Annotated in this window: 15 protein-coding genes; 7 read left to right on the forward strand and 8 right to left on the reverse strand. The window is 44.3% G+C overall.

Features of this window, described 5'->3' with window-relative positions; translation table 11 throughout:
• Positions 1–197: 197 nt before the first annotated feature.
• The 7 genes from DK428_RS09505 (at position 198) to DK428_RS09540 (ending at position 6,061) form a co-directional block, all read left to right on the forward strand.
• Positions 198–767, forward strand: coding sequence for a hypothetical protein (locus DK428_RS09505; RefSeq protein ID WP_109092176.1), 570 nt, complete (start codon positions 198–200; stop codon positions 765–767).
• Between the two features lie 38 nt (positions 768–805).
• Positions 806–1,180 (forward strand): hypothetical protein, encoded by a 375-nt coding sequence (locus tag DK428_RS09510; protein WP_109092177.1) that lies wholly within the window; start codon positions 806–808, stop codon positions 1,178–1,180.
• A 127-nt stretch (positions 1,181–1,307) separates the two neighbouring features.
• Positions 1,308–1,847, forward strand: coding sequence for a hypothetical protein (locus DK428_RS09515; protein WP_244173077.1), 540 nt, complete (start codon positions 1,308–1,310; stop codon positions 1,845–1,847).
• Positions 1,848–1,935: 88 nt separating this feature from the next.
• On the forward strand, positions 1,936–2,442 hold the full coding sequence (locus DK428_RS09520) for a hypothetical protein (RefSeq protein WP_244173078.1): 507 nt from the start codon (positions 1,936–1,938) through the stop codon (positions 2,440–2,442).
• A gap of 488 nt (positions 2,443–2,930) precedes the next feature.
• Positions 2,931–4,292, forward strand: coding sequence for a PTS ascorbate transporter subunit IIC (locus DK428_RS09530; RefSeq protein WP_109065161.1), 1,362 nt, complete (start codon positions 2,931–2,933; stop codon positions 4,290–4,292).
• 10 nt (positions 4,293–4,302) lie between these two features.
• Complete coding sequence (locus DK428_RS09535) at positions 4,303–5,127, forward strand: transketolase (protein WP_109065160.1); 825 nt, start codon at positions 4,303–4,305, stop codon at positions 5,125–5,127.
• Positions 5,117–6,061, forward strand: a complete 945-nt coding sequence (locus tag DK428_RS09540; RefSeq protein WP_109065159.1) for a transketolase family protein — start codon at positions 5,117–5,119, stop codon at positions 6,059–6,061. Before DK428_RS09535 ends, DK428_RS09540 begins: the two co-directional genes overlap by 11 nt.
• Positions 6,062–6,193: 132 nt before the next feature.
• Here the strand turns inward: DK428_RS09540 and DK428_RS09545 are convergent, their stop codons facing one another.
• The 8 genes from DK428_RS09545 to rsxA all read right to left on the reverse strand — a co-directional run bounded on the left by DK428_RS09545 (position 6,194) and on the right by rsxA (position 14,825).
• On the reverse strand, positions 6,194–7,567 hold the full coding sequence (locus DK428_RS09545; protein ID WP_109083583.1) for a sodium-dependent transporter: 1,374 nt from the start codon (positions 7,565–7,567) through the stop codon (positions 6,194–6,196).
• 24 nt (positions 7,568–7,591) lie between these two features.
• Positions 7,592–8,227, reverse strand: coding sequence for an endonuclease III (gene nth / locus DK428_RS09550; RefSeq protein WP_109065157.1), 636 nt, complete (start codon positions 8,225–8,227; stop codon positions 7,592–7,594).
• Positions 8,228–8,438: 211 nt separating this feature from the next.
• Positions 8,439–9,155, reverse strand: coding sequence for an electron transport complex subunit E (locus DK428_RS09555; protein ID WP_109065156.1), 717 nt, complete (start codon positions 9,153–9,155; stop codon positions 8,439–8,441).
• Entirely contained in the window at positions 9,155–9,766 is a 612-nt protein-coding gene (gene rsxG, locus DK428_RS09560; protein ID WP_109065155.1) for an electron transport complex subunit RsxG, read from the reverse strand. The genes DK428_RS09555 and rsxG overlap by 1 nt, the downstream gene beginning before the upstream one ends.
• A gap of 10 nt (positions 9,767–9,776) precedes the next feature.
• Positions 9,777–10,856: an electron transport complex subunit RsxD gene (rsxD, locus tag DK428_RS09565; RefSeq protein ID WP_109065154.1), complete on the reverse strand. Its 1,080-nt coding sequence runs from the start codon at positions 10,854–10,856 to the stop codon at positions 9,777–9,779.
• A gap of 10 nt (positions 10,857–10,866) precedes the next feature.
• A complete protein-coding gene (rsxC, locus tag DK428_RS09570) occupies positions 10,867–13,650 on the reverse strand; it encodes an electron transport complex subunit RsxC (RefSeq protein WP_109092181.1) in 2,784 nt (927 codons plus the stop codon).
• On the reverse strand, positions 13,651–14,244 hold the full coding sequence (gene rsxB, locus DK428_RS09575; protein ID WP_005700849.1) for an electron transport complex subunit RsxB: 594 nt from the start codon (positions 14,242–14,244) through the stop codon (positions 13,651–13,653).
• Positions 14,244–14,825 (reverse strand): electron transport complex subunit RsxA, encoded by a 582-nt coding sequence (gene rsxA, locus DK428_RS09580; protein WP_005700848.1) that lies wholly within the window; start codon positions 14,823–14,825, stop codon positions 14,244–14,246. The genes rsxB and rsxA overlap by 1 nt, the downstream gene beginning before the upstream one ends.
• Between the last annotated feature and the right edge of the window lie 127 nt (positions 14,826–14,952).

Below are 14,952 nucleotides of genomic sequence, written 5' to 3' on the forward strand. Positions count from 1 at the left end.
GTCGGTAACATAATTCAAAAGCCCTTTAAACGATGTTTAATGGGCTTTTGAATATTTACACAAAATTGACAAAATAGTGGTTGCAAACAAAACGTATATTATATAATATACACCCATAGCCAAGAGATACAGGCTATAACCCCAAAAACTTTAACCAGACCCCACCAATCGGCAGGGGCAGAAAAAGGAAACAAACTATGTACTCTGTAACAAACGATCTTGCGATTGACAAAAATACTTATACTAGACTTGATTTAGGCGATGATTACGTGAGTTTATGCGCAGGCAGACAAGCTGATGATGCCGATACAATCATTATATTTTTTGAGACAAACGCAGACCCTATTTATATTGGTTGGGCCAGTGTAGATACTGGTGATGTAGAGATTACTTATGATAACTGGGATGATGATTTTGCAAGCATCAAACAAAATGATGTCATTGACGAGATTAATACTCTATTAGACGGTATTAAAATTTATGACAATATGACAGACCATTTTGTAATTTATGCTAGTGATTACAATGATGTTGTCGGCGAGCATAAAGTTTACTTTAAAACTACCGATGAAGCATATCCAGATCCAAGCATTGATAACGCAAATAGAGAGGATGGATATATAACTTATAAGGCGAGCGCTATTACTGAGATGGGGCGCAAATGTCATGTTTATTGGGATTTTGTTGCGTATGATGATGAGGGCAACGAGATTGATTCCGATAATTTTGATTATCATAATACTGATTGCAGTATCAGATATTATTAACAACAAGCCCCGCAAGGGGCTTTAATTGGAGTAAGAAAATGGCAAAAACAGCAGTACACCTATCAAAAACCGCATTGCAATATGTGACAGACCGCACGCCGCAGGGTGAGCAAAAAGGGCTATCCGCACACATTAATAACGCGTTTGAGCAGTTAGCACATTTAGCACGGGCGGAAAAACCTAAATTATCAAAATCGGAGTGGGTTGAGTTATACAATGTCTATACCGGCAGTGATTTAACTCGCCTTGTAATGCCATTTGATTTAGCCGATGACCTACGCACACATTACGGCACTTTGCCGCAAGACTTGACCGCACTTTACGAAAAATTAGCAGGGATGACACAGGCGCAACAATTTTCTGCACTTGATGCCGTCCGCGTGTATTGGGCGAGCGGCGAAGATGGGGATTAAAAACAAGCCGATAATAAGACCATGCCCGCAGTGCGGCAGAAATTATCAGTATCGACGGGCAAGCGGTCGCACTTTTGAGCTTTGTGAATATTGCCGTAATCTCGATTGTGTGGTTTGTGGGCAAAAAGTGCCGCCGGAACGTGGGCGGAAAAATACTTGTTGTGCGGAGTGTGAAAAATTGAAGATACACAATATCCAAAATGCGCACTACGCTAAGCGGATAGCCGAAGACCCTGAGTTAAATAAACGCAACCACGCCAAGGCCCGCGAAAACCGAAAAGCAGACCCCGAACGAATGCACGAACATTTGGAAGCGCAAAGGGAAAGGCATTATAGACGTGCGAAAGATCCAAAATATCAAGCCACACGGAAAGTTTATCAGGCTCAAAGATGGCAGGATAAAAAAGACGAGATACAGGCTCAACGGCGCGAATTTTGGGATAGTTTAAGCGATATTGAGAAAGCGGAGCGACTTGAGCGCAATCAAGCGATACAGCGCAAGCACAAAGCCAAAAAGCGGGAGTTATTGAAATTAGATCCGCAAAAGTGGGCGGAATATCAAGAGTATCAACGCACAAAGCGGCGTGAACATAGACAGAGAAAGGCACTTAATGAATTAATGACCGGCACAAAGGAGTTATTGAATGTTACCAACAAAGACAAATAGTTTTGATATTGTCGCCGTTAAAAGCATGACAATCCAAGATTTAAAGGCAGAATTAGCAAAAACGCTTACCGTTACGGCGGAATACCTTATGTATATTGCGGCAATATGGCGGGAGTTAGAATCACGCGGTGAGGATTTAAGTGAGTTACGACACGGCATGATGACTTATATCCCGTTAATCGCAACAAATCAACTGGACGCACGCCTTGTCGTTAATTATGCCGGTCAGAAAACACTCTTATCAAGTATGGCAAAATTACCGTTAAAAGAGCAACAAAAGCTAGCAGAAAAAGGCACTTTGGATGTTGTTATTTTGGGTGATGATAATCAACAGCTAATCAAAGAGGTTAAAATATCCGACCTCACGGCGGCTCAAGTTTATCAAACCATAGGAGAGGGCAAAATAAAGACGCCGGAACAGCAGTATCAAATCTTGCTAGTCCGTAATAAAGTGCGGTCAAAATCAAAGCCGAAAAAGACTTACCGACTAACGCAAAATTTAAAAATAGATGGTAAAAATTTAGTGATCGCCGGAAAACATGCAGTACCCATTGAGATTTTGAAAAAATATTTAGAGGATAACAATGAGCTATAGCAAGTTAAGCAGCACCAGGAAAAAGACTATCAGTGTTAATGCTAATAAATATACCAAGGATAACTATAAACAGATACTTTTACGACTAAAACCAGATGTGGCAGATATGTTCGATTCAATCTGCAAGGCGGAAAAATTATCGCGAGCGGAAATGTTAAAAAAACTCCTAGAAACTTATTCAATATAACAAAACAAAGACAGCAGGGTTAATTCCTGCTGTTTTTGTTTATGTGTGTTGGCGAGCGTGGGTAAAATTTAGCAGTTAATGATAGGTGTTTAATTTCAGATTTGATGTAGCGTTACCTATTAAAATTGTAAACATCACGTTTTTTTGTAACTTCGTTTCAGTATGCGTAAAAATATTTTATCTGATTTATTGCGCTGATTAGAGATAAATTATCGCGCGCGGCATCAGAATTTGAAGAAAAACTGGCGGCGTATTTTAATCGGTAATTCCTATTTTAATCGGTAATGAAAGGAGCATAGCGATGGACTCTATACTTTTCTTTATTTTAGATATTCTCAAAGTCCCTTCTGTATTGGTCGGTTTGATTGCTTTGGTCGGGTTGTTAGTACAGAAAAAACCGTTTCCTGAAGTGGTAAAAGGTACGATTAAAACCATTCTTGGTTTTATTGTATTGGGTGGTGGTGCAGGCGTGTTGGTCGGTTCGTTGACGCCTCTGGGCGGTATGTTTGAACATGGTTTCAACGTGCAAGGCATTATTCCGAACAATGAAGCGATCGTATCTATGGCGGTGGAAAAATACGGCACGGCGACCGCACTTATCATGGCTTTCGGTATGGTGGCGAATATTTTGGTGGCGCGTTTTACCCGTTTGAAATTTATTTTCTTAACCGGTCACCACACCTTTTATATGGCCTGTATGATTGCGGTGATTTTAACCGTTGCCGGCTTAGAAGGCGTGGAATTAATTTTCACGGGCTCCGTGGCTCTCGGTTTGGTGATGGCGTTTTTCCCGGCGCTTGCGCATTTTTATATGAAGAAAATCACCGGTAGCAACGATGTGGGCTTTGGGCATTTTGGCACTTTAGGTTATGTGCTTTCCGGCGCCATTGGTCAGGTTGTGGGCAAAGGCTCTAAATCTACAGAAGAAATGGACTTACCAAAAAATTTGAGTTTCCTGCGTGACAGTTCTATTTCGATTTCGCTAACCATGATGGTGATTTATTTTATTCTTGCCATTGCTTCCGGTAGCGAATATGTCACAACGCAATTCAGTAATGGACAACATTATTTGGTGTATGCCGGTATTCAAGCCATTACTTTTGCGGCGGGTGTGTTCATTATTTTGCAAGGGGTGCGTTTGATTTTGGCGGAAATCGTGCCGGCGTTTACCGGGATTTCCGAGAAATTAGTACCGGATGCCAAACCGGCATTGGACTGTCCAATCGTCTTCCCGTATGCGCCGAATGCAGTGCTTGTCGGTTTTCTGTCCAGTTTTGTGGGCGGCATTGTCGGCCTTGCATTGTTAAATCAATTAAACTGGGTGTTAATTTTACCCGGTGTCGTACCGCACTTTTTCTGTGGCGCAACGGCGGGCGTATTTGGTAATGCAACGGGCGGTCGTCGTGGGGCGATTTTAGGCGCCTTTGCGCATGGAGTGTTGATTACCTTCTTGCCGGTATTCTTATTGCCTGTATTAGGCTCTTTAGGTTTCGCCAACACCACCTTCTCCGATTCTGATTTCGGTGGCATAGGCATCATGTTGGGGTACATGGCGCAATATTTCTCCAAAGAGATGATTTTATTCTCTGTGTTAGGCATTTTCGGCGTGTTGGTGGCGTATAACTACATTGCGAAGAAACCGACTCACACAGACACAAAATAAGGTGGAAAAGATGGATACGGCAGAACTTCAACGGTTTGCTCAGAAAATTCGTCTTAACACATTAAAATCGCTGGTGCATTTAGGCTTTGGCCACTTCGGTGGCAGCCTTTCCATTGTGGAAACCCTTGCCGTGCTGTACGGCAAGGTTATGCGCCTGAAACCGGAAGATCCCCACTGGGAAGAACGCGATTATTTTGTGTTATCCAAAGGTCACGCGGGGCCTGCTTTGTATGCCACCCTTGCTTTAAAAGGCTATTTTCCTCTCGAGCAACTTTTTACTTTAAATACCGACCGCACTTCTTTGCCAAGCCACCCTGATCGCTTGAAAACACCGGGCGTGGATGCTACCACAGGATCTTTGGGGCAGGGCATTTCCATCGCGGCGGGCATTGCCCTTTCTCATCAATTACGCGGTAAATTGAATCGCACGTTTTGTATTGTCGGCGATGGTGAATTAAATGAAGGGCAGTGCTGGGAAGCCTTTCAGTTTATCGCTCACCGTAATTTGACGAATTTGTGCGTGATTGTAGATTACAACAAATTGCAATTAGACGGCTGCCTGGTGGACATCATCAATCCATTCAGTTTGCAGGAGAAATTTGCGGCCTTCGGTTTTGCCGTGGAAACGGTGAAAGGAGATGATATTGAAACGCTTTGTCGCGTATTTTCCGCCCATTCAAGCCGTCCGTTGGCGGTGATTTTAGATTCTAAAAAAGGCCAGGGCGTGCCTTATATCGAAAATCTTGCCAACAATCATCATTTGCGTTTAAACGATGAAAGCCGTGCGCAGATTCAGTTAGCAATAGACAAATTGGAGGCGGAATATGGCGATTAAGTTAGAGCGCGATGCGTTAGAAATGCGCAAAATTTACGCCGATACCTTGCAGGCATGTATGCAGAAAAATCCGTTGGTGATTGAACTAGATGCCGATTTAATGAGCTGCATGACCATGGATACCGTGCAGAAAAATCTGCCGAATCAGGTGATTAACTGCGGCATTATGGAGGCCAATGTGGTGGGCATGGCTGCCGGGCTTGCCATTGCCGGACATATCCCGTTCTTTCATTCCTTCACTTCTTTTGCTAGTCGTCGTTGCTTGGATCAACTGTTTATGTCGGTGGATTATCAACAGGCGAATGTGAAAGTGATTGCGTCTGATGCTGGCGTCACGGCGGTGTATAACGGCGGCACGCATATGTCTTTTGAAGATATGGGAATCATCCATGGGTTGGCGCATGCCAAGGTGTTGGAAATTACGGACGGCGCCATGATGAAAAGTCTCGTTCGGCAGCTGGTGGCATTAAAGGGCTTTTATTGGGTGCGCACCATCCGTAAAAGTGCGGTCAAAATTTATGATGAAAATGAGACGTTCACTATTGGCAAAGCGAAAGTGCTCCGTGAAGGTAAAGATGTCACTTTAATCGCCAACGGCATTATGGTGGCGGAAGCCTTGAAGGCGGCGGAGATGTTGGCAGAACAAGGCATTCAAGCCACCGTGGTGGATATGTTCACGCTTAAACCATTAGATCAGGCGTGCGTTATTCAATGTGCTAAGAATACAGGCAAGATTGTCACTTGCGAGAATCACAGCATTCAAAACGGCTTAGGTTCGGCGGTGGCGGAAGTGTTAGCGGAGCATTGTCCAACCCCAATGCGCCGAATTGGCATTAAAGAACGCTACGGACAAGTCGGCTCATTAGACTTTTTGATGAATGAATACGAACTTACGGCAGAACATATTGTACGGCAGGCGTTGACGTTGTTTTGATTCTGTTATCGTCGTATATTGTTTATATTAAGAAAAAGGCACGCGTCGGGAGACGCGCGCCAGCAGGGGGTTAACGTTTTTTTAGTCATGATGAAAGAAAAAAGTGCGGTGAATTTTCACCGCACTTTTTCGTTAAATCAGGTTGCTAATAAAAATCACCAAAATAATAAACGGCACCACAAATTTCACATAGTTAAACCAAACTTTGGTAAAGGTGGAATTAGGTGTTGGGGACAGTTCTTTTTTGGCATCGTCTTTTAACACAAACCCTACGAAAATCGCGCAACCAAGCGCAGTGAGCATGAACAGAATGTTTCCACTGACAAAATCGAAGGCATCGAAAATACTTTTACCGAAGAAGGTAACGTCTTTCCATAGGTTGTCACCGAGAATTGCGGGCACGTTACCTAAGAGGAAGATGCCACTAAGAGTCAAGATAATGGCTTTACTACGGCGCATTCTGAGTTTTTCTTGCAACGCGGTGATAAGCACTTCGTAGATCGTAATAGATGTGGTTAAGGCTGCGATAAGTAATAAGCCGAAGAAGATAATCGCAAAGAATTTACCTGCCCATAAATGGGAGAATACAATCGGTAGGCTTTGGAACACCAAGGTTGGGCCGGCATTCGGTTCAATACCGAAGGTAAACAATGACGGGAAAATCATAAAGCCCGCCAATACGGCGATAATAGTATTAGTGAAACCGGTGATGACGGCGGTTTGAATTAGATTTTCTTCTTTATTTAAATAGCTGGAAAGGGTGATTAGCACGCCAAAACCCAGACTTAAGGCGAAGAACACTTGCCCTAACACAAAAACAAATAATTTCGGAGTGATTTTTGAGAAATCCGGCTTGAGGTAGAAAGTGATACCTTCCATAGCTCCGGGCAAGGTTACATTGCGGATGACCATGCCGATCAAGAAAATAAACAGCAATGGCATTAGGTATTTCACTGAGCGCTCAATGCCGCCGATAATGCCTTTGGCGAGGATAATATAATTGACGAATACGAAAAGGGCAGTGTAAATAACGATCTCAAGAGGGCTGTTGCTGATGTGTAAATCATAGAAATCTTTTGCGACGTCTTTGGTAATAGGTGTGGAAATATCAAGAGTACCGCTGATGAGGTTTACGATATAGGTAATGACCCAACCACCAAGCACCATGTAGTAGGCCATGATTCCGAATGCACCGAGAAGACCCATATAGCCGAGAACTTTCCAATATTTAGAAATACCTTTGCCTTTATCTAAGATTTTATCGCCGAAGGCATCAATGGAGTTGACCCGTAAACGGCGGCCGATAACATTTTCCACTAAAATCATAGGAATGCCGATGATAATCATGGCAATACAAAATAATAATACATAGGCACCACCACCGTTTTCTCCTACTAAATAAGGGAAGCGCCAAGTTGCGCCGAAACCCACGGTTGCGCCGGCAACGGTAAGCACATAAGTTAAACGACTGGACCACGTTTGTCGTTCCGGTTTTTTTGTTGTCATAAGTTTTCCTGTATTTCTTAAATTTTAATAGTCGGTTTTTTCTTTATATTCGCAAAAATCTTCAATCATGCACGCACCGCAACGAGGTTTGCGTGCCACACAAGTGTATCGCCCATGTAAAATTAACCAGTGGTGTACATCCACTTTAAATTCGGCAGGAACGACTTTAATCAATTTTTCTTCTACCTTCACCACATCTTTGCCGGGAGCAAAGCCGGTGCGGTTACATACGCGAAAAATATGAGTATCCACGGCGATAGTCGGGTGTCCGAATGCGGTGTTTAACACCACATTGGCCGTTTTTCTACCCACCCCCGCGAGGGCTTCCAAGGCGGCGCGATCTTCCGGCACTTCGCCATTGTGTTTTTCAATTAAATCACGGCAGGTTTTGATGATATTTTCGGCTTTGCTGTTAAATAGGCCGATAGTTTTGATGTATTCCTTTAAGCCATCTACGCCCAATGCCAAAATCGCTTGTGGCGTATTGGCGACAGGAAACAGCTTATCCGTCACTTTATTCACACCTTTATCGGTAGCTTGCGCCGATAAAATCACTGCAATTAATAATTCAAAGGGCGAGCTGAAATTCAGTTCTGTTGTTGGGTGCGGATTGGCGGCACGCAGACGTTTTAGAATCTCAATTCTTTTTTCTTTATTCATACTTTTCCTTCTACTTTTTTGCTTGTGCAAAAAAGTAGCAAAAAACACACCCCAAGCTAATTTGCTTGTCTGAGCTTGGTTAGAATTTTCTTTACGGAAAATTTAGAACTCGTAACTAGGTTGCTCAAACAAGCTAAATTTTCCTAAAAATTCTCAGTCGCTCAGGCAAATTAGATGGGGACGAATTATCTGAGCATTATTTATTTTTAAACTACTTTTTTGTATCTATGATGTTTTTTAAGGCTAATAACAATGCCAGTCCAATAAACGCTCCTGGTGGAAGAATGGCAAGTAGCAGATTACTGTCGTTATGGAAAAACTCAATTCGCATAAATGCAGCCCAATTGCCTAGCAGATTTTCAATGCCGTCAAACAGGGTGCCGTTACCGATAATTTCACGGATACCGCCGAGGGCAACTAAGCCAAGCAACATGCCTAACCCCATAGAGAAGCCGTCAAATGCGGAATGGGAAATACTGTTTTTGGAGGCAAAGGCTTCCGCGCGACCAATAACGATACAGTTAGTGACGATAAGCGGAATAAAAATACCGAGCGATTGATAAAGCTGATAGGTATAGGCGTTCATCAATAATTGCACCACGGTCACGGTGGTCGCAATGATCATGACATAAATCGGAATCCGAATTTCGTTTGGTATATGTTTACGGAAAATGGATACCACCGTATTTGTACAGGTTAGCACCAGCATGGTGGCCAAGCCTAAACCAAGGGCATTAGTGGCGGTGTTAGACACGGCAAGTAACGGGCACAAGCCAAGAAGTTGCACCACCGTGGAGTTGTTGGTCCAAATGCCTTGAACGAAAATGGTTTTCCAAATACTTTTTTCATTTGAAATATTTACCGCACTTTTATTTTCGGTAGATTGACCATCTGCGGTTACTTCTGTGATGTCGTTTACTTTATCCATTATTCTTTCTCTTTCGGCAAATTACCCAACATAGCAAGTGCTGAACGTCTCACTTGGTTTACCACGGCGCGCGGGGTGATTGTTGCACCGGTGAATTGGTCGAACTTGCCGCCGTCTTTCTTCACTGCCCATTCCGTTAAATTATCTTGCTTAATTACTTGATGATCAAAACCTAAAATCCAGTCGGAAATGCGGGTTTCGATTTTATCACCCAAGCCCGGCGTTTCATGGTGCTCCGTAATGCGCACACCGAGCACTTTGCCGTCCGGTTTCATGCCCACTAAAATACGAATATCGCCGGAATAGCCGTCATGTGCCACGCTTTCAAAGGCATAAGCGGTGATATCGCCGTCTTTTTTCGCCATACAGATTTTTTGAATATCCACGTTTTGCAATGCCTCGGTTTTCGGGACATAGCAATCTTGGGTTAAATCGTTAGTAAAATAGTCCTGCGGAATGACTTGCAATAACAGTTCACGCTGTTGTGCGATCATAACTTGTTCGATTTTATCTTTGGTTAAGAAATAAACGCCGCTGGAAATTGCCGTGCAACAAAATGCCACGAACGCCAACAACATACCGGATCTTGAGGTGATTTTTATGGTTTGCATGGCTGAGTCCTTATTTCCGATGGCCGGCAACGCGCGGACGGGTATAGTGGTCAATTAACGGCACGCAAATGTTGCTAAGCAACACGGCAAAAGCAACACCGTCAGGATAATTGCCGTGAAAACGGATTAAATACAACAGACTTCCCACTAAGGCGCCGAACACCAGTTTGCCGCGAGGTGTGATGGAGGCGGTAACAGGATCGGTGGCAATAAAAAACGCACCGAACATCATGGCGCCACTGAATAATTGGCTCACCGTGCTTAAGTGTCCGCTACCTGAAAATAATTCGGTTAAAAAACTGAATACGATAAAACTGCCTAACATGGCGACGGGAATGTGCCAGTGAATGACTTTTTTTAGAATTAAAAAGATCCCACCAAGTAAAAAGGCCAAGTTAATTTGCCACCAACCATGTGCAAGATCCCAACCGTTTTGCATGAAAATCGGTAATTTCACTAAGTCGTAATAAGCCACATCAATGTTGCTATCCGAAGCAAGGGTAGAATAAAACAACTTGCCTGTATCTAGCGGCGTGGCTTGTGTAATACCGTCAATGGAAGCGGTTAATTGGTGCAAGCTGAAACCATCGGTGGTTAAACCGCTAAAAATCAGTTGCGAGGCATCGGCAAAGGTTGGTGGTTCCGCTAAAAGTTGAATGGCCGGCATCCACGTTGTCATTTGTAACGGGAACGACGTGAGCAGCACCACATACCCTACCATAGCAGGATTGAAGGGATTTTGTCCCAAGCCGCCATAAACATGTTTGCCTAAAATCACCGCGCAAAATGTGCCGATGAGAATAATCCAATAAGGCGCATAAGGTGGAATGGCTACGGCAAGAATAAGTGCGGTCAAAATCACGCTAAAATCGGAAATGTAAGCAAAGGTTGATTTTTTACGCAAAAATGTCACCAACAATTCCAACGCCAAAGCGAAACTGATTGCCAATGCAGATTGAATAAGCACACCAAAGCCAAAGTAGTACACCTGCAGTCCAATTGCAGGAAGCATGGCAAACATCACCCAAAGCATAATTCGCATGGTGAGCTTTCCCGAATGGGTATGAGGTGAGCTTATCATCTTAAACATTTATCGTTCCTTAATGCTGTTCATTTTGTTGAGCTTGCTGCGCCGCTTTCTTGGCTTTCGCACGAGCGATAGCGGCGGCAATGGTAGCTTTGCGCGGATCCGTTTCCGCTGTATTTTCATCGGCGTTTTTATTCATAAGCTCACTTGTTCGCTTATTCACCCCTTCGGGGCCGTTGGCAGAGCCAACGTTCAAAAAACGTTGTTTTTTGTCAACCGCACTTTCTGTGGTTTTAGGCTCGGCTGATGCTACGGAATCGTCTTGTTGTACTGCTTTCTTGGCTTTCGCACGAGCGATAGCCGCGGCAATGGCGGCTTTGCGTGGATCCGTTTCCGCCGTATTTTCATCGGCGTTTTTATTCATAAGCTCACTTGTTCGCTTATTCACCCCTTCGGGGCCGTTGGCAGAGCCAACATTCAAAAAATGTTGTTTTTTGTCAACCGCACTTTCTGTGGTTTTAGGCTCGGCTGATGCTACGGAATCGTCTTGTTGTACTGCTTTCTTGGCTTTCGCACGAGCGATAGCCGCGGCAATGGCGGCTTTGCGTGGATCCGTTTCCGCCGTATTTTCATCGGCGTTTTTATTCATAAGCTCACTTGTTCGCTTATTCACCCCTTCGGGGCCGTTGGCAGAGCCAACATTCAAAAAATGTTGTTTTTTGTCAACCGCACTTTCTGTGGTTTTAGGCTCGGCTGATGCTATGGATTCGTCTTGTTGTGCTGCTTTCTTGGCTTTCGCACGAGCGATAGCCGTGGCAATAGCGGCTTTGCGCGGATCCGTTTCCGCTGTATTTTCATCGGCGTTTTTATTCATAAGCTCACTTGTTCGCTTATTCACCCCTTCGGGGCCGTTGGCAGAGCCAACGTTCAAAAAACGTTGTTTTTTGTCAACCGCACTTTCTGTGGTTTTAGGCTCGATGGTGGTTGTGAGTTCGCCTTGCTGTGCGGCTTTTTTGGCTTTTGCACGGGCAAGGGCCGCCGCCACAGCCGCTTTTTTATCTTCAAGTGCGGTCGTTTTTGTACTTGTAAATTCTGAAGATTTGCTCGCTTCTTCGGAACCGTTGGCAACGCCAACGTCCAAAAAGTCTTGCTTGTTGTCAGATGTTTTTTCTGTTTCCTGAGAGGATGAATATTCTACCTGTTCTGTCTGACGGGCTAATCGACGGGCTTTGCGTTGCGCCATGATGTCGCTGTTATCCGGCAGTACTTGTCCTTTTTCATCAACGATAGTTTTCACTTCACTTTGATCGATCTTAGGTCTTTCGGCTTTTTTCGCTTTTAAGCGTTCCAATGCGGCGGTAACCGGATCCTCGCCTTTTTGTTGCGCGAGTTCTTCTCGGCGTGCTGCAGCGGCACGTTGCGAGCGTTGTTTCCGTTCTTGTTCTTCTCGTTCTAAACGGGCTTGTCGTTGTTCAAAGCGAATTTTTGCTTCTTCCGCTAATTTGGCTTTATGTTTGATTTCCCAAATTTTCGCTTTTTCTTGACGGAAATATTGAATAAGTGGAATGTGGCTTGGGCAAACATAGGCGCAAATACCGCATTCAATACAATCTTTTAATGAATATTCTTCTGATTTTTCGTGATCTTCACTGCGGGCAAACCAATAAAGCTGTTGCGGCATGAGTTTCACCGGGCAAGCGTCGGAGCAAGCGGAACAACGGATACAGCTTTTTTCTTCTTCCGGTGGTGCGTATTCAAAATGATCCGGTGCTAATAAACAGTTGCTGACTTTTGTCAACGGTGCATTTAAATCGGGCAGAATGAAGCCCATCATCGGGCCACCCATAAAGACCGGAAAGCGCTGATCATATTGATAATCCGCTTGTTGCAATAAATGATAAATCGGCGTGCCGAAACGCGCCCAATAATTGCCTTTATTTGGAATTTTATCACCGGTGAGAGTGACCACGCGTTCAATGAGCGGCTCATCGTTAATGACGGCGCGTTTTACCGCAAAGGCGGTTCCTACGTTTTGCATGAGCACGCCAATGCTGGAAGAACGCTGACCGCTCGGCACTTCCATGCCGGTTAGCACTTGGATTAATTGTTTAGCGGCGCCGGACGGGTATTTGGTCGGAATCACTCGGATTTCAATATCATTGGCACCATGCAAGGCCCGTTCCAGTGATTTGACAGCCTCGGGTTTATTATCTTCTACGGCAATCACCACTTTTTCCGGACGCAAAATGTAACGAATAATTCGTACGCCTTCGATAATTTCATCGGCATAATCACGCATTAAACGATCGTCACAGGTGATGTAAGGCTCACATTCTGCGCCGTTGATAATCAGTAACTTAACTTGTTTTTCTGCCGAATGAATTTTGGCCGCCGTTGGGAATACGGCGCCGCCAAGGCCTGCAATGCCAGCCTGATAAATTTTTTCGACTAATTGTTCCGGTGTTTGGGTGAGAAAATCGTCCATTGGGTTTTGCTCACGCCACTGATCCAAACCATCGGCTTTAATGTGCACGCTAATCTCGGGCAAGCCGGACGGATGTGCGGCAACATAGGGGAACACATCAATTACCGTGCCGGAGGTTGGTGCATGAACAGGCAGGGAACTCAGACCGTCACCTTGTGTGAGCGGTTGGCCTTTTAGCACATGATCACCACGTTTTACCAATACACTTCCGGCACTCCCCGTATGTTGTTTAATAGGCACATAGAAATCTTGTGGTAACGGCAGAGTAGAGATCGGCTTCTTGTTGGATTGGGATTTCATGTCCGGCGGGTGAATGCCACCGTCGAATTCCCAAAGTTTGCCACTATTGAAACGGGTTAATACATCAGCCATTTATTTACCCACCACAATTTTTTTCTCGGCCGATGTGGTATCAACAATCGGAATCACTAAATTAGGATCAAATTTCCAATCCCAGGTATCAATATTTTTTTCTACTTTAATCATGGAAATACAACTAGTCGGGCAAGGTGCAACGCAAAGTTCGCAGCCGGTACATAAATCGGGAATAATAGTGTGCATAGCTTTGTTGCTACCAATAATCGCATCTACCGGACAGGCTTGAATGCACTTGGTGCACCCGATACACATATCTTCGTGAATAAACGCGACTTTCGGGGCAGGATCTTCTGCTAAATCTTCCGTTTCCGGCGGTTCAACGCCAAGCAATTCGGCAATTTTGATGACTGTCGGTCTGCCGCCCGGAATACATTTGGTAATCACATCACCATTGGCGATGGCTTCTGCGTAGGGTTTACAGCCGGGGTAGCCACACTGACCGCATTGGCTTTGTGGCAAAATAGCGTCGATTTTCTCTACGATAGGATCAGCCTCGACCTTCAACTTTACCGATGCAAACCCCAAAATCGCACCGAAAATCAATGCGAGTACAACAATGGCAAGGAGAACATAGTAGAACGTGGTCATTATAGTTTTACCAACCCGGTAAAGCCCATGAAAGCAAGCGACATTAGCCCCGCCGTAATTAGGGCGATAGAGGCGCCGCGAAACGGCATTGGTACACTGGCGGCAACTAAACGTTCACGCAAGGCGGCAAATAACACCAATACCAACGCAAAACCTGCCGATGCACCGAATCCATAAGCCACGGATTCCGTTAAATTATGAGCGAGGTTGACGTTTAATAATGCCACGCCTAACACGGCGCAGTTGGTGGTAATTAATGGTAAGAAAATGCCCAATAAGCGATATAACGTCGGGCTGGTTTTATTGATGACCATTTCGGTAAACTGCACTACCACGGCAATCACTAAAATAAAGACTAAAGTGCGCAAAAAGGTTGCATTTAACGGGGCGAGAATATAGTGATCTACTAAATAGGAACAAAGCGCCGCCACAGTCAGTACAAAGGTCGTTGCTAGCCCCATACCGATTGCGGTTTCAATTTTTTTGGAAACACCCATAAACGGGCAAAGCCCGAGGAATTTGACCAACACAAAGTTGTTAATCAGCGCCGTGCCAATGATCAGTAAAATATAATGTGTCATAGAGTTCGATTCGTTTGCGTAAGCCGTATATTATCGCCATTTCCGCCTTTAAGAACAATAAAAAAATAAGTGCAAATTATGAACAAATTTTAACAAAAACTATCGCACTTTTTTATACGCCGAAAAG

The sequence above is a fragment of the Aggregatibacter kilianii genome (assembly GCF_003130255.1).
In the GTDB taxonomy this organism is placed as follows: domain Bacteria; phylum Pseudomonadota; class Gammaproteobacteria; order Enterobacterales; family Pasteurellaceae; genus Aggregatibacter; species Aggregatibacter kilianii.